General features: G+C 41.8%; 13 protein-coding genes. 5 read left to right on the top strand and 8 right to left on the bottom strand.

What is annotated here, in order from left to right; translation table 11 throughout:
* The 4 genes from AB6E54_RS16730 to AB6E54_RS16715 form a co-directional block, all read right to left on the bottom strand.
* A partial coding sequence (locus AB6E54_RS16730) for a TonB-dependent receptor plug domain-containing protein (protein ID WP_372168966.1) occupies positions 1-547 on the bottom strand: 547 nt, incomplete at its 3' end.
* A 181-nt stretch (positions 548-728) separates the two neighbouring features.
* A complete protein-coding gene (locus AB6E54_RS16725) occupies positions 729-1,649 on the bottom strand; it encodes a LysR family transcriptional regulator (RefSeq protein ID WP_017059189.1) in 921 nt (306 codons plus the stop codon).
* A 229-nt stretch (positions 1,650-1,878) separates the two neighbouring features.
* Positions 1,879-4,068 carry an immunoglobulin-like domain-containing protein gene (locus tag AB6E54_RS16720; protein WP_372106266.1) on the bottom strand — a complete coding sequence of 730 codons (2,190 nt, stop codon included), beginning with the start codon at positions 4,066-4,068 and terminating at the stop codon, positions 1,879-1,881.
* Positions 4,069-4,555: 487 nt separating this feature from the next.
* Positions 4,556-5,554, bottom strand: coding sequence for a hypothetical protein (locus AB6E54_RS16715; protein WP_017063978.1), 999 nt, complete (start codon positions 5,552-5,554; stop codon positions 4,556-4,558).
* A gap of 414 nt (positions 5,555-5,968) precedes the next feature.
* Between AB6E54_RS16715 and AB6E54_RS16710 the strand changes: the two genes are divergently transcribed.
* The gene (locus AB6E54_RS16710; protein WP_083190198.1) at positions 5,969-6,727 is read left to right on the top strand and encodes an FCD domain-containing protein; all 759 of its coding nucleotides are present in this window, start codon (positions 5,969-5,971) and stop codon (positions 6,725-6,727) included.
* 37 nt (positions 6,728-6,764) lie between these two features.
* On the opposite strand, the gene AB6E54_RS16705 is transcribed toward AB6E54_RS16710, so the two are convergent.
* From AB6E54_RS16705 to AB6E54_RS16690, 4 genes are all read right to left on the bottom strand, one after another.
* Positions 6,765-9,044 (bottom strand): heparinase II/III family protein, encoded by a 2,280-nt coding sequence (locus tag AB6E54_RS16705; RefSeq protein WP_102428733.1) that lies wholly within the window; start codon positions 9,042-9,044, stop codon positions 6,765-6,767.
* A gap of 11 nt (positions 9,045-9,055) precedes the next feature.
* A complete protein-coding gene (locus AB6E54_RS16700; RefSeq protein WP_065101257.1) occupies positions 9,056-9,598 on the bottom strand; it encodes an acyltransferase in 543 nt (180 codons plus the stop codon).
* Positions 9,599-9,740: 142 nt separating this feature from the next.
* Positions 9,741-10,922, bottom strand: a complete 1,182-nt coding sequence (gene uxuA, locus AB6E54_RS16695) for a mannonate dehydratase (protein ID WP_372106265.1) — start codon at positions 10,920-10,922, stop codon at positions 9,741-9,743.
* Positions 10,923-10,989: 67 nt separating this feature from the next.
* Positions 10,990-12,762, bottom strand: coding sequence for a sodium:solute symporter family transporter (locus AB6E54_RS16690; RefSeq protein WP_065583619.1), 1,773 nt, complete (start codon positions 12,760-12,762; stop codon positions 10,990-10,992).
* A gap of 223 nt (positions 12,763-12,985) precedes the next feature.
* Here AB6E54_RS16690 and AB6E54_RS16685 point away from each other — a divergent pair, with 223 nt between their 5' ends.
* The 4 genes from AB6E54_RS16685 to AB6E54_RS16670 all read left to right on the top strand — a co-directional run bounded on the left by AB6E54_RS16685 (position 12,986) and on the right by AB6E54_RS16670 (position 16,545).
* A complete protein-coding gene (locus AB6E54_RS16685; RefSeq protein WP_102333272.1) occupies positions 12,986-14,440 on the top strand; it encodes a mannitol dehydrogenase family protein in 1,455 nt (484 codons plus the stop codon).
* Positions 14,441-14,442: 2 nt separating this feature from the next.
* Entirely contained in the window at positions 14,443-15,528 is a 1,086-nt protein-coding gene (locus tag AB6E54_RS16680; protein ID WP_372100444.1) for a class I mannose-6-phosphate isomerase, read from the top strand.
* A 20-nt stretch (positions 15,529-15,548) separates the two neighbouring features.
* On the top strand, positions 15,549-16,193 hold the full coding sequence (locus tag AB6E54_RS16675) for an HAD family phosphatase (RefSeq protein ID WP_065583616.1): 645 nt from the start codon (positions 15,549-15,551) through the stop codon (positions 16,191-16,193).
* 112 nt (positions 16,194-16,305) lie between these two features.
* Complete coding sequence (locus tag AB6E54_RS16670; RefSeq protein WP_004733935.1) at positions 16,306-16,545, top strand: PAS factor family protein; 240 nt, start codon at positions 16,306-16,308, stop codon at positions 16,543-16,545.
* The last annotated feature ends 120 nt before the right edge of the window (positions 16,546-16,665 follow it).

Here is a 16,665-nt window from a genome sequence, read left to right as displayed (position 1 = left end):
GTGTAGAGCTCCAATCGTTTTCTGGAGCCTTAGTGATGATGTTGATTGTACCGCCCATACCATCTGAACCGTAAAGTGCAGACATTGGGCCACGGATTATTTCAACACGTTCGATCGAATCAGCAGGAATCGTTGATAGGTCGAAGTCGTTACCACGGATGATGGCACTTGCAGAGCTTAAACGACGACCGTTCACCATGATAAGAGTGTAATCTGAATCCATACCACGAATAGAGATCATCTGACGGCCAGCACGTGTGCTATCAAAATCAGACTCAACACTCGTTGATTCGGCAACGATGTCTGCCAAGGTAATACCAGGGCTGTCTTCGATGTCTTGCGCGGTGATAACCGACATTGAAGCTGGCGCTTGTTTTAGTGCCATCTCGGTACGAGTTGCCGTAACAACCATTTGCTCATCTGTTGCTTGCGCTTCTTCTTGCGCCAACACGTTAGCTGAAAGTGAGGTACAAATAACAGCGACTGCGATCGAAAGGGGTTTACGAACCAAAAGAGGTTTGCGAATCAAAAGAGATCTCTCAGACATGATATTCATTCTTATATGTGATTGGTAATGATAATGGTTTGCATTAAACAACCAACTACCACTCTTATCAACGAAAGTTTCATACCAAAAATCGATTCTCGTTATTCACCATTCAAATAATGAAAGAGATCTATATCCAACTTGATAGGTATTCGTAATTTTCATTCACCCTGCAGATGGATTATGTATAAAGCTCTTTGAATATATTGCGAACCCAGCGACACATCGGGTCGTTATGAAAGCGCTTATGCCAGTATAAGTAGACGTCTTCTGATGGGTGGCGCAACGCTTTAGGCACGCGTTTACAAACAAGATCTCTTTGCGTAGCGGCTTGTTGAGCAAAAGGTGTCGGTAAATGAAAGATGATGTCGGTTGCTTCTGCCATATCCGGCGCGACGTTAAAATTGGAAAGCTGAATTGGAATGGACAGCTGGCGCTGCTTATCAATCAAGCCAAGATCTTTAAATCGACTTTCGATCGAGAGCTTCTTATCCCCTTGCAGTGAGATTTGACCAAGTTGGCTATTCAACAAGTCATCAACCGTGATCTCTTTGTCCGCCAAAGGATGTTTTTTACTCATCAGCAAACGGTAATCGCGGCTAATCACGAACATTCGATACAAATTTTGCTCTGAACTTAACGGCTCGTGGGTCGACAACACAAAGTGCGCATCACCGGATAACAGAGGCTCAAAGTGTCGTTTAGGAATCGAGTCGATATCAACAGTCATGTTTGGCGCTTGTTGACGTATCTCCGCAACTACCTTGGGCAGCAAGTGCGCGACATTAGGCACTAAACCAAAGAAGCGAACCGTACTGTCACTGCTTTGCGGTTCGAATACATCGCCATGTACCAGCTTTTCTAAACGTGTCAGTACCGAATTGAGATCTTGCTTAATGGCTTCTGCTTTTGGCGTTAACTCATAGCCATAAGCCGCTCGCACCAATAGATCATCATTGAAAACGGTACGCAGTTTTTGCAGAGATCGGCTCACCGTAGGTTGGCTCATATCTAGCGCCAATGCCGTGTTGGAAACGTGCTTCTCTTCAAGAAGGTGTTTAAGAATAACGAGTAGATTGAGGTCGACTTGAGCAAGATTCATTATGCAAATATTAACAATATATAAAATTCAATGTGCGCATAGTGCTATTTCTTAACATGTAATACAATTGATAATCACTCCTATTTTGATCTAGAGCAATATGCAGAGCAGAGTTTAAGGTTAAGTGGGTTTTAAAGCTCTAAGTCAGAACTGTTTAAACATAAAAAAGAGAGGCACAATGGCCTCTCTTTGATCGTCTACTTTATATTGCTAGCGTTGAGCTATCAGACTACAGCTTTGTCCAAGCATCTTGCCAGTATTGGCTATCTGCTGGAGCGTAAGACGCGCTTGCACACCATGCCGTGTATGGCCAAGGCTTACATTCGTACAAGCCATTATCGCTGCCGACCACAATGTCACCCGCTGCGTAGTTGGTGCCCGCTTCATATGGAGGATAATCACCTGGAGGAGGTGTTGTACCACCACCGTCTTTAACAGCGAACGAATCGTTTACCATCACCATTTCACCGTCAGATGCTTTACCGACCACTTCAAGTCCATATTGCCCTTCCGCTACATCGTATAAGTCGATGGTAATGGCGCGGCTGTCCGTTACGTTAACCTTAGTTTGCTCAACCACAGTACCTGCACTGTTGATCACCATAGCGGTAACATCTAACGCTTCATTTGATGTCAGTGTTAGATCTAAACGAACATTGCCGTTATCTGGCGCATATTCTGATTGAAGCCCTGAAACAGCAAGCTCTAAGTCATCGCCCGGATCTGGGTTACCACCACAAGAAGAATCTGAAACTTTTCTCCAAACGCCCCACTCACCTGTCGTTCCAGGTTCTTCGCCGCGAGTGTACCACCCTGCTCCCCACGTTGAACCGTCATGAGATACTTGGTCACCTTCAACATAAACGGTGTCGGCATCCCATGCAGCAGCACAGTTAGAACCATCAGTTACTGACACTTTACGGTCAGCAGTTACGGTTTGGTTCGCGCTATCTGTTACGCTGTATACAAGTGTGTAGTTGCCGATTTCATTCACATCGACACTGCCAGTGTGTGTGATGGTGCTTGTTAGGTCACCATCTTCAGCATCATTTGCACTAACATCCGCCATCGGATCAAATGCGTTACCTAACATGACAGTAGTATCAGACACGCCATCGAATACAGGTTTTTGGCTGTAAACTTCTACCGTTCTTGCTTTGGTTGTTTCATTGTTATCGCTATCTTTAACACGGTAAGTCAGTACATAAGTGCCGATAACCGCCGTTTCGACGTATCCTTCAACATCGATTGATGACGTTAGATCGCCGTCTTCTTTGTCTGTTGCCGTTACGCCATCCATAGGATCAAACGTTGTTCCGTGAAGAACACGCGTATTTTCGACACCTTTAAGAACAGGCTCACCCTCTACTGGTGGTGGCGTTACTTGACCGTGTACAAACGGGCCGTAGTCTTTAATAAACTGCTCGTTGTATTGTTGGCCGTTTTTGTTGGTGCCCATGTCCCAGTTAATAGACCAAGTCATTACACCACGTAGCGGTTGGCCTTGCGCCGTTAGGCTATCAAATGCGTCGTATAAATCTTGTGGTTCTTGCACAAAACCTGTCGCTGCAGCATCGATACTTGAAGGAATACCAAACACGAGCTTGTCATGTGGGATTTTGTGGAAGCCACGCGTTCCGTTGATAAGCGAATCAGAAATGTAGTAGATGAATTCTTCTTTTAACGCATCGTTGTTTTGAGCAATCCAACCCACGCCTTCAACCCAGATACCATCGCCACCTTGGTTGTAAAATTGTGGGTTAATCCAGTCGTAGTAGCCTTCTAGATTATCGATATAAGGAACGTACTTACCGCCTGTCGTGAGATACGGGAACTCAGGCGCCATAGTAATAAGGAAGTTTTTACCTTCAGCACGGTAGTGGTCTTTTACCAACTTAAGAGCATCAGGAATCACGGTTTGATTGTTTGCTGCGGTTACGGCTGCTTGTTCAAGGTCAATATCTAGGCCATCGAAACCGTAACGCTCAGTTAGACGGATAATCTCATCAGCAAAGGCTCTTTCATCACCGGTTTCTAGCTCTACGTGTGCATCCGCACCACCTAAAGCCAACAGCACAGAGCGACCTTGCTTGTTGAGTTCCGAGATTTGGTCAATAAATTGTTGTTCTGAAAGCCCAATGGTTGGGTCCAGTTTAAAAGTTGGGATTCGACCATCAGCCACATCGTAGACCTTCATGAATGACACATTCACGATGTTGTACATTGGGTTCACTTCATCCAGCGTCACACATGGCGCATTACCACCTTGGTAGCCGCCACCGTCACACCAGTTATGCCAATAGCCAACCACCACGCCAGAGTCTGGATTCGTCATATCTGAACCATTCGCATAAACAGCGCCAGACATTGCCGCCATGCCGAGCGATACTGCTAATTGTAGAGCTTTACGTTTCAACATTAGTCCCACTTCCTTACTTAACAGCTGTGCCAATCACAACCGAACCAATTCATTGTAATCATGAATATTTATAGAAAAGTAATGGAATTTTTAGGAAAAGATGACCTTTGATTTAACTTGTGATTTTAAGTCACAGATTGAATATCAGAATCAATATGACTTTGACTTTTCATTCAAATTGAAATGCTAAAAACTGTTATTTTCGGCTGAATGCATTGACCATATAAATATTTGATCAACCTTAATTCACTAAGATAATTAACCAAAAATATAAAAAATCACCGATAGGAAAAAATAAACTTTAAATCGGCAAAAATCATCCCAAATACGCCGTAATTACTGACCTAAGACCAGATACCATTGCGAGTGATATCACTAAAACAGCTTGGATATAGCCATCATACATGTGCTAGCAATACACACGTATAACGGAATATAGGAGCAAGAATTTGTAGGATTTTGAATGTATACGTCGGGAGTTTTTCAGTTAACCGTCAGTGCCAGATGAATAATATGCATCCAATAGTGAAATAAAATTCACCTTATCAAGTTCATTAAGTTGATTAATTCCAGCCGCTGCTTTTCTTCCTCCGCCAGTCGCAAAACTTGAGCAAATTTCGTCTGCACCCGTTCTATTTGATAATGGCGCACGTAAGCTCACCGTGTAAGACTCGCCGTCTTGGTTTTTCGTTAATACTGCTTGCGCTCGGTTTGGATCTTGATTAACGATTTCATTACCAAATACGCCACTGATGCGCCTTGCCCAAGTCTCGCCTGGTAGTTCAAACACACGTGCGACTTCACTTTCATAAACAGGAGCAAGGTTTGATAACTGCTGGCAATCATTTTGATAAGCAGCTCGCAGTCGATAAAACACCGAGTCTTTATCATCCAAAAGATCAAACGGGTTCGGGTATTGATAAAGGGTTTCGTAGAGCTCAGCTGGCGTGAAATGCAAATCACTGAGTGACGAACCGTAACCGTTGTAGTTAATCAAGGTACCTAGCTCTTCTAGAAACTCTTTTTGAGATTGAGCGAATCCATTTTCATCCGCTAGCCGCGCCGCCACCGTTTTTAGATTGTCGCCAAAGGCAGCTGCGATTGCCCAAGCCACATGCGCACCATTCAGCTTCTGGTTAATCAGCAAGCTCGTGCAGCTCTCTGGCGCGGTATCAATCAGAGTATCTAAATGACTAGAAGTTGGGACATCCCCTGTTCGGTGGTGATCGCAATAAAATACATTGATGTTTGCGTCTAGCAGTGAGTGCAGTGCAGGCAGGTTTTTCTCCATCGATACATCTAAAACGGTAACGGAAGAAACATCACCTTGCTTACCCGGCTCCATAGTTTGAGTAACAACTTGAGAGACCAACTTAATATCACGCTTAACACCAGTAATGAGCACGCTCTCTCTTGGCTCACTTAATCGCAGCTGTAACAACGCGATTATGCCATCTGCGTCTCCGTTGAATACGTCGTAGTGCATGTTGTTCCTTTTACTCTCAATCAGATTAGGCTTGAAGTTTATATCTGTATTTTTACAAGCACCGTTGTTTATTATCAATATCAACTTGTTAGGTGATATAACTCTATTGAACATAGCGGTTATTCACGGCTTGTGCTATTGATCAAAAACTCAAGATTATACGAAATACGCTTAATCTCACTTCAAAACTATGAGCGCGTTCCTTGTATGGCTTTTGAAAGTTTAATATCGAAGTTGATAACCTTTTGTTCATGTACATAAAAGTGACCACAACGAACCGTTACGCTTTGATACAATTAGAGTTGGATTAGTTAGGTTTTTACTCGAATTGACATTTATAAGCGTTTAAAATGACTTTCGAGTTAGCGAAAACTTTCAATTCAAACCACAGATCCAAAGGTACACTGCATTTCCATGATCAACTTCGAACCCAAACGCCCTTATCAAACCCTCGGTCTTATCTTGAGAAAAGAACTATCTGATGGTCTTTACCCGATTGGAAGTCGTTTACCGCCCGAGCGAGATATTGCTGAGCGTCTATCCGTGAGCAGAGCTGTGGTTAGAGAAGCAATCATCATGCTGGAACTTGAGGGACTCGTTGAAGTAAAGAAAGGCTCGGGAGTGTACATCGTTAACTTACCGACTACATCAACAGTGGCACAAAATGAAGATGTAGGTCCTTTTGAAATGCTTCAAGCAAGACAGTTATTGGAAAGCAGTATTGCTGAGTTTGCTGCAACACAAGCAACCCCTGCTGATATCGAAAAAATGCGTGAAGCTCTAGAAATTGAGCGCCGCGAAATTGAAAACAATGTCCAAAATCCGGTTGGTGACAGAATGTTCCATCAGTGTATTGCCGAAGCGACACAGAATTCTGTGCTGGTCGATATTCTAAAGGAATCGTGGGAACGTCGTGAGTCTAGCCCTATGTGGAAGATACTGCATACACATATCGAGATCCAAGACTATAGGAAAGAGTGGCTAGATGATCATGCTGCTATTTTGCTAGCAATGAGACGCAAGAACCCAATCGAAGCCAAGCAAGCGATGTGGCAACATCTAGAACATGTGAAGATTAGGCTTTTAGAGCTTTCTGATTTTACCGACCCTAATTTTGATGGTTATCTGTTTAACTCCATTCCCGCTATCGCGACATCAAAAGACAATCTTTAGAAAATAGGTGACATAAAATACTTATGTCACCTGATTTTTACGGAGTGATCTCCTCACCAGTTTCTACATTGAGCTTAAAAGACTGGCCCGCATGGGCAAGTATCAAAGTATTTTCGTCAGTTAACACGTAATCTATTGGTTGTTTTAAGCAACTCATAACCACTTGATGTTGCTGCTGTTCTTCTATGAACCATTCTAGATGTTTAATATCTTTCTGAGCGTCAGATTCAACATTCCCTTTGAAACCATCACCGTCATCAATTTCACTTGTTAACTTAACTACACAAGAAGGATCACTCATCATTCCAAGATAATAAGTTTCTTGTTCATGGTACAAATCAACACTCCCCCCCTTAATAACAACTTCGAGCGGGGTATGGGCTCGCCATTGCATCGATTTGGGTTCAGATAGCCTAATGTTGTCGACAATAACGACCCCGTTATCTGCAACTTGTATTATTGTTCGCACAAACGACTCACAACTCTCATAAGCATTCGCGAGATCTAGAACGACACATTGAAACTCATTGCTATCAATTCGAGTGATTACTGTTGCTTGAGCTGTTGCGCAATCTATCTTCTGACCTTCAGTCGCGTTGGTAACGCTATCGTCTAAATTGACACCACCAAATAAGGGTAAATTATGCGCCTGCGTAGTTCGAGTCCATAAACTATGATGTTTGCTACCAAACCTATAGCCATAACTGCCACTCGGAGTAAGAACATTAACGCCATCATCGACTAGTGCAACATTCCCTTGATCAGCATGGCGATGAGAACTATTACCAAACTTACTTGCTCGGTAGTACACCGACATTTTACTATGGGCAGTTTTACCTAACCCTGCGTATGAATAGTAAATGTTGTTCGACGCAGGGCTCACACACAGAGCAGTCTCGTCAGAAACAAACGCCTCATTTGAAGTCATTAACGTATTAGAAACGGTTGAATGTTGATCCGATTTTTCAAATTGTAACTGCGGATACGTCGGTACTATATCTAATAAATGGAGCTTGTAAGTCTCAATATTGGACTCTAACTTCTTGGACTCTAATATCGACTTCGTACAACCATACCGTGGTGCATATATTCTGAGTGGATTTTGCGCAAAGAAACCAGGCCACTCTTTACCTTCTCTCTTGCACCAGAAGCCATCACCAAAGGGATGAATTCGATCGTTATTCGCCACAAAGTCCAAAGCAAACTTAACGTAATTCTTATAAAACGGGTGATTATAGAAAGAAAAGCCACTTAAACGCTCAACCGACAAGAAAAACGGATGGTGCCACTTGGTATAGGAAGAAGAATAAAAAGGCCCCTCAACCCAACTGCCATCTTTTCCGCCATAGAAAGGCAACACACCTCGGTAAATCATTAAGGCGTAATTAAGCCAACGTTCACAAGTTTTAAGTTCAAACTCTTTGTGTAACACAAGGGCAGCAACGCCTAAGTAAGCAGGCAAACGCGATGTATGTGAATGTCCCGGGTACTGTTTAAACTTATCTTGCTCTAAGCGCTCTTCCATTTGATAGGCATATCGAATTAAGAGCGGCCTGACGAATGAACACTCGTCGGTCGTCAGCAATGGAGACAACCAATGATAGGCAAGATACAAATTTCGCGTCATTGACAGGCCAATTTCATCTCCCCACGTACAAGGCCTTAACAGTGACGCCGGGCCTTCAGGGCTCCACTCGGATAAGCGCAATAAAATTTGGCATGCCTTATGTCCTGCCACCTCATCACCCCACACCTTATATAGTAATGTTAGTGCGATAAGATCGCGATCAATCCAACGTCTTACGTTAGCGATAGCTGTACGCTTCCCTTCTTCATTACCACGGCGATAATGATTAGAATATAAAATGTCATCTATATCAGTTAGTTCAACACTATTGCGTAACTTGTCTCTTGCACTTAATGAAGCATTGCTGACTGCGTCAATATCTTCATCGAGATACATCATAAACTGGTCTTTATTAGTACACAGTGAGAATAGTGACATAGCGTCCGGTGCCAAGTAGTTTTCTGACTCCGTCGTGATTTCAAAAACAATCCAATCAGATTTTGCTAGAGTATTGAGGCAAGTCACTCTCCAGCGATAGCTACCTTGAGGTAACTGAAATGTCGGTTGTAAAGGAGACTGCACCGATTTCCAATCCCATTTTTGCTCACCGTCTTTGTCTTCAAGTTCGATGTTATATGCAGAACCATACTCTCCTTGAGGCCAATTGAAACTTGGGGGATTGACTGAGGAAATTTCGTTACAAGGCGACAAAAAAATTTGGAAATCATGCGTTCTTTCTAGTTGTAGCATGTGTTACTCCTCTATTTCGACCAATGATATTGCCCTGTCTCTGCATCAATATGACCAATTTGCTTCGCTGGGGTCCCTGCAAAAATCGAATATGGGGGCACATCGGATGTCACTACCGAATTAGCACAAATCAATGAACATTTACCGATGCTCACTCCTGGAGTGACAACAACACCAGATGTCAACCAAACACCCTTTGCGATTGTGACCTTTCCGCTTTCCAAATCACTACGACCACTAAAGCTCTCTGAAGTCGGGTCAAATAAATGATTAGACGCAACGACAGAAACATGTGGCCCTACCAAAACGTCTTCACCAACCTCCACATCACCATTAATGTAGCTGTATAGGCCTATATAACTTCGTGTTCCGATTTGGTTTTCACCAATGCGAACGATAGCTCCTGGAGCAACTCGAACATTATTGTTGGTGAAGCCTAAGATTTGAGCTCTCGACTCGTCATCATGTTTATTATTACTTTGTGTTGTATATAGGGTGAATTTTCTAAATTCCTCATCCGAAAGTTCACCGCCAAATTTTTGTTGAACCGACATATCATCACCTATAAATAAAGGGAAGTAACAGTAACGACTTCCCTTATTGATTATCAATATTTTCACTGACACTAAATAAGCTAATCCGATAATATCCCTGGGTTAGCTTAATTTAAAAACCCAATATCGAATTGAAAACACATTAATTAAAATGAGACCGAGTCAATGCATACTCGACACCACGAATCTCAGCTAAGCCTTTTAAACGGCCTATGCAAGAATACCCTGGGTTTGTTTTTTTATTTAAGTCGTCAATAATTTGGTGACCATGATCAGGCCGCATTGGAATTAAATCACTTTGTCCATTATTAGTACGACGATTTTCTTCTTTAAGAAGTGCAAATATCACTTCATACATATCAACATCACCATTGAGATGAGCTGCTTCATGGAAGTTGCCGGGTTCTTCTTCGCGCTTTGTTGAACGCAGATGCGTGAAATAAATTCGATCACCAAAAGTTTCAATCATCTTCACAAGATCGTTATCGTCTCGCACGCCATAAGACCCGGTACACATAGTAATACCGTTCATTTTGCTCGGTACACGATGCGTCAAGAATTCGATATCTTCAATCGTAGATACCACTCGCGGTAAACCAAGAATTGGGCGTGGTGGATCATCAGGGTGAATGGCCAACTTCACGCCGTACTCTTCACACACTGGGGTAATTTCGTTTAGGAAGTAAACTAAATTTTCACGTAACTTATTGCCGTCAATGTGTTGGTACTGATCCAGTTGCTCTCTAAACTGCTGAAGAGTATAGCCTTCTTCCGCACCTGGTAGACCAGCGATGATATTCGATGTTAGCTGTGCAATTTTGTCATCAGGCATGTTAGAAAAACGAGTTCGAGCAAGTGCAATGTCTTCTTTTGAATACTCTTCATGTGCACCTTCTCGTTCTAGTATGCATAGCTCAAAAACAGCAAAGTCAATATGGTCAAACCTTAATGCTTTTGAGCCATCTGGGAGTACATACTCTAAATCTGTTCTCGTCCAATCAAGAACTGGCATAAAGTTATAGCAAACTGTATCAACTCCGCATTCAGATAAATTGACAATAGATTGCTTATAGTGCTCTATCCATTGAATGAAATTTCCAGTTTGAGTCTTGATCTCTTCATGAACAGGGATACTTTCGACAACTTCCCATGTAAGTGAATTTTCTTCTATTAACTTTTTACGTTTTAGTATTTCTTCTTTAGACCATATTTCACCATTCTTAATATGATGTAATGCCGTTACGATTCCTGTTGCCCCAGCCTGACGAATATCATTAAGCGTTACAATATCATTTGGACCATACCATCGCCAAGTTTGCTTCATAAGTTATTACCTATTATTAATTTTTTTGATGAAGCCTTATTAAGGCTTCATCTGATATTTTATTTAATTAGACAGTGTAAGCTTTTAGTTTTACATCATTTAACTTACCAGCTCGTAGTAATAGCCAAGATATAAACCCGACAATCGCTGCCATTAATACAAATAACATTCTTCCCCACATAGGGTTTGGTATCAGCGTTAATAGGAGAAGCGCTGCACTTGTCGCCAATAACACTCGACCAAGTAAAATGTACTGTTGTCTATCAGCTTCGAAGCTTTGAGGCGAATCTTCTACAATTACTGGAGTTTCTGCATTACTAAAGAACTCTGCGATTTCTTCAGCACGCTTACCTGTTGGCTCTTTATAGAAAAGTTGAGTCAGCAAGAAGAAACCACCTGTGATAATAATGTGCCCTGTTACGCCCATGGTTATCGATTTCATTTCAGCGAATTCACGACTAGACAATGGTTCAGATAAATTAAACAGGCTTTCGATCATTGGTGCATTTGTTGAAGCAATAACGGCTGAAACACAAGCGCCTACGGCAATGGTTGCCCAACATGACCAATCTGGAGTCTTCTTGATAAAGAAACAAAGCAGTGACGGAATAAGCACAGGGAACGCGACAAGCGTACTCACCATCATAAGTGCATCAAATAGACCAAAATCTTGCAGTTTGCTCATGAACAAGCCACAAACAATAATCAACAAGCCGAATACCACGGTAGAAACTTTACTTGCAAACAAGATCGATTTATCTGATTTGTCTTTTGCCATGTAAGGTTCATAAACGTTTTTAATGAATATGCCGGCATTTCTATTTAATGCAGAGTCCATTGACGACATGGTTGCAGCAAACATAGCTGACATCATCAAGCCAACCATCCCAACGGGCATCTCGTTACGAACGAAGACAAAATAAGTGGCATTAGAAATATCTTTGCCTAGAACATCGAGGCCCCATGTAGACATATCTGGGTAATTTCCGCTTACATACCAAGCAGGAAGGAACCAAATGAAAGGTCCAAACGCCATTAGACAACACGCTAGGATTGCAGCTTTACGTGCATTATTAGTATCTTTTGCTGCAATATAGCGGTAAGAATCAATCATATTGTTTGTACTGAAGAACTGTTTGATGAAAATACAGATAAACCAGCCAACAAATAAGTAGGTATAGCTATACCCTTCTCCAACAAACCCTTGATCAGGCAAACCCGCTTCTAGGATTGGTGCTACACCACCAGATTTGTATATCGCTACGATTGTCGCTATGAAGGTAACAACAGTAATGATGATCATCTGTATAAAGTCTGATGCAACTACAGCCCAACTTCCGCCGACCAGAGACATAAGAAGTACAACCATACCCGCAGCAACTATCGTTGTTTCAATTGGGATATTAAATACCGCACTTGCAAAGATCGCTAATGCATTCAGCCATAGCGCAGCCTGAAGTACACTCGACGGTACCGTCGCCCACGTTACAACTTGCTCGCTAACAGGACCAAAACGTTTGCGAATGCCTTGGATTGGACTGATAACTCGCATCTGTCGAGCTCTTGCAGCAAAGAATAAGTAGTTACAAAAGTAACCAAGAGCATTCGCAAAAAAGATAACAGAGATGGATAAGCCAACATCAAGAGCTTTTCCCATTACGCCAGTAAACGTCATAGCACTCAGTGCTTGAAGAAATGCTGTGGACCCAACCATCCACCACAACATTTTGCCTCCCCCCCTAAAGTAATCACTTGTCGATGACGTTGCTGATCGAAACATCCAACCTACTCCGAGGAGGAAAACGAAGTAGCCTATAACTATAAGTATATCGATATTCATAATGATCCCTAACCGTGATATTTAAAAACTAAACACCTTTCGCTTTCTTTTATATCGCCCCTAGATATTGGCTGTCAAAATTGGTCTACCAATTGGTTGACACTTCTCACAAAAAAATAAATCTCTGATGATATGCCGTTTAAATAATACAAATGAATGTTACTCTCTAATGGTAATTTTTATAGCCGTCTGATTTTAAAAATTGGAGTGAGAGTGCGGAAGTATGAATAAAAATGTTTTAAATCAATACTTAAAAGAAGAACAGAGAATTGTTCACATTGGCTTAGGGGCTTTTCATCGAGCTCATCAAGCTTTATATACAAGCGAATTGTTAGACAATAAAAAGTCTAACTGGACGATCTGTTCCATTAACTTATTTGGTTCACAATCGCTTATTCAGCAGTTAAGAGAGCAAGGTCATTGCTACACTGTTTTGGAGAGAGGTGCGACAAGCGAACAAATAAAAATATCAAAGGCAATCACTCAATCCTTACATCCAGATCTAGACGGTCAGTCGACTATCATCGAAAAAATTGCGAATCCAAACGTTCGTATAGTCTCAATGACTATCACAGAAAAAGGCTATTGCATTGAACCAAGTACTGGCTCTCTTGATGTTAACAATCGTCTCATCCAGCTCGATCTCGACTCACCTTCTCGTCCAGTGTCCGCCATCGGTTATATCGTTGAAGGTTTAAGACTCAGAAAAGAAAGGAATATTAACGCGTTCACCGTATTGTCTTGCGACAATATTCAAAACAATGGAGAAGTAGCGAAGTCGGCTATTCTTAGTTTTGCAAAATTGGTCGACTTGGAGTTGTATTCTTGGATAGAGGCTAATGTCACATTCCCAAACACTATGGTAGACCGTATTGTTCCAGCGGCGAGTAAAGAAAGCTTATCTTATATAGAAACAGCTATCGGCTACTCGGATCCATGTGCCATCGCTTGTGAACCTTTTCGACAATGGGTAATAGAAGATAAGTTTGCAATTGGTCGACCAAATTGGGATGAAGTGGGCGCGCAATTTGTCGATGATGTCATACCTTTTGAAGAGATGAAGCTACGCATGCTAAATGGTAGTCACTCACTTCTTGCGTACTTGGGATACTTGAGTGGTTATAAGTATGTGTCAGAAGCGATTTCAGACCCATATTTTAAGAAGGTGATTCTAGACTTCATGATGAATGAGCAAACGCCTTCATTGTCGTTACCAAAGGAAACTGACATTGCAGCTTACGCAGATTCGCTGATTGAACGTTTCTCTAACCCAAATTTAAAACACCTTACCTCTCAGATAGCAATGGACGGAAGTCAGAAATTACCACCACGATTTTGTGAATCTCTCAAATATAACCGTGAAAATGCTGTTCAAACAACTTGGTTAGAGTTGGGCATTGCAGGGTGGATGGCTTATGTGATTGGCATGGATGACAACGGCGATGCTATCGAGGTTCATGATCCAATGGCTGGCGTGTTCAAGCAAATCAAACAAGAAAGTAAAACGCCTCGTGAAGCTGTCATTTCTTTATTAAGCATTGATGGTATTTTTGAATCTAGCCTTCTTGCAGATGCCGAATTCGTAAATAAGATAGTCGACCTTTTCGAATGTATTCAAGAGGTTGGTGCAATGCAAACTTTACATAACTTAACAAAAACACTGAACTTAAAGGGCTAGGCATGGAATACAAAAATAAGTTGATTCGATTTGGTCAGAACCGCGTTTGGCGCTCTTACAGTGGTGGTAAGGTTTTAGACCAAATTAATAACGAAAGCGTTCCGGTCGACTCTCATTTTCCTGAAGACTGGATTGCATCGGTCACTAAAGCCGTTAACCCAGGTCGAGAAACAATCAGTGAAGGTCAATCAACTGCGATTATCGGCGATCACTCACTCGATTTCGCCGAATTATTAGATCTAGATCCTGAGTATTTTTTAGGTAAAGAGCACTTCAGTAGATTCGGTCCTAACCCTATGGTTTTGATTAAGTTTCTAGACTCTTCAATTCGCTTACATTTCCAAGCACACCCAACCAGAGAGTTTGCCCAAAAGCACCTAGATTCAAATTCAGGCAAGGCTGAAGCCTACTATATTTTACAAGTTCGTGAGGAGATTGATGATCCTTATATTTATCTCGGATTTCAGACGCCTCCGACTAAAGAAACGTTGAAAGAGATCATTGTTGAACAAGACATTAACCGACTGAAAACTTGCTTCGAAAAAATCAAAGTATCTCCTGGTGAGTGTTACTTTATTCCAGGAGGAATGCCTCACGCGATTGGCGAAGGCATTCTAATGATTGAGATAATGGAACCATCGGACTGGGCTGTTCGATTTGAGTTTGAACGAGCTGGTTATACACTTCCTGAAGAAGCTCGCTACATGAAGCGAGATTTGGACTTTTGCCTTGATGTTTTTGACTATTCAGAGAAGTCGGTTGAAGCTGTGGCAACTCAGAACAAAAAGACACCTCAACTATTAACAACTTATGCTGACGGATCGGTAAAAGAGTCTCTCATTGATGACAAAACAACCGACAGATATCGAGTTTGTCGCACAAAAGTCATTAGCAGCATCACCAAATCTGAGAACGACTTTTATGTCGGTGTTATTGCTGCTGGCAGTTGTACGATTAAATTAGACGAAGAAATTTTAGTACTCAATAAGTACGATAAATTTTTCTGCCCGGCTGGCATTGAAAATATCACGATAGAAACAGACGATGGCGTCGAGATTATTGAATGCTACCCACCATTAACGAATTAATCCTGAGTTAACGTATTGAAATGGAACCAATAAAACTTTATTACGACGCCTTTATCTTTGATATGGATGGAACATTAGTAAACTCCGAGCCGCTCAAAGGCCAAGCATTAGCGCTGACCTGTAAAGACTATGGTTCCATCGTTGACCACCGTATTTATCAAAATGTAATGGGTATGAAATGGGAAAATGTCGTTCAGTATTTTTTCAAAGTTGGAGAAATCGAACCAGAGAGACAAGAGTTTAACGATAAATTTAAGGAACATTATCAATTACTCCTTTCACAAAGATTATCTATCAATAAAGGTGTCGTTGGCCTCCTACAGCAACTAAAATCTTCTGGGAAGCGATGTGCGGTTGTAACTTCTGCGCAACAGTGGATGGCTAACCAAATACTGGAAGCTTGTAAACTTGAGCACTTGTTTGATCTTGTCATCGCTAAAGAGCATGTTTCAATGCACAAGCCAGATCCGGAAGCTTATTTGTTGGCGCTATCTAGATTAAATGTAACCGCAAGTAAAACCATTATCTTTGAAGACTCGGCTCCAGGACTTCAGGCTGGTTTAGCTAGTGGTTGTGAAGTCATTGCATTTCAACATTCTTTCAACATAAACAATGATTTTTCAGGTGCGTTAAAAATCATTGATGATTTCTCACTTGTCAGTTAAGACCAAAATGCTCACCCTAAGTTTATTTGACTTATTGTATGACATATATCACAGCAACTTGTACCCAAATGATATTAAAATAGAAATCCCCCACTCAAAGATAAAGAGACGAATGAACACTACCACCACTCTTGTTTATGACACTTTGAAAAGCCTTGCTGCTCACGCTCCTGAGCAACATGCCGAGATTCGCCAGCGTTTATATGAGCAGTTGAGCCTGCCATTTAACAAGCAGCTCTCGTTATACGCTAATGTGCTTGGTCCTATCAGCTCAGGTAAGTTAGCGGGATGCGACAATATTGATAAAGCGGTTGAACTGGCACTGGATGTGCTGGAAGGCCGAAATAAGTAGTCCCCCCTTTAATACGTAATATAACGGCCCAGATCTTCCCCCAGATCGGGCCGTTTTTTTATTCTCGTCATTTATCTATTTGAATTTCAGGCACAAAAAAGGCGTAGATGATCCACGCCT

Source organism: Vibrio sp. 10N.247.311.49, assembly GCF_041467655.1.
Lineage (GTDB): Bacteria > Pseudomonadota > Gammaproteobacteria > Enterobacterales > Vibrionaceae > Vibrio > Vibrio crassostreae_C.
This window is presented reverse-complemented; position numbering and strand designations above follow the sequence as displayed.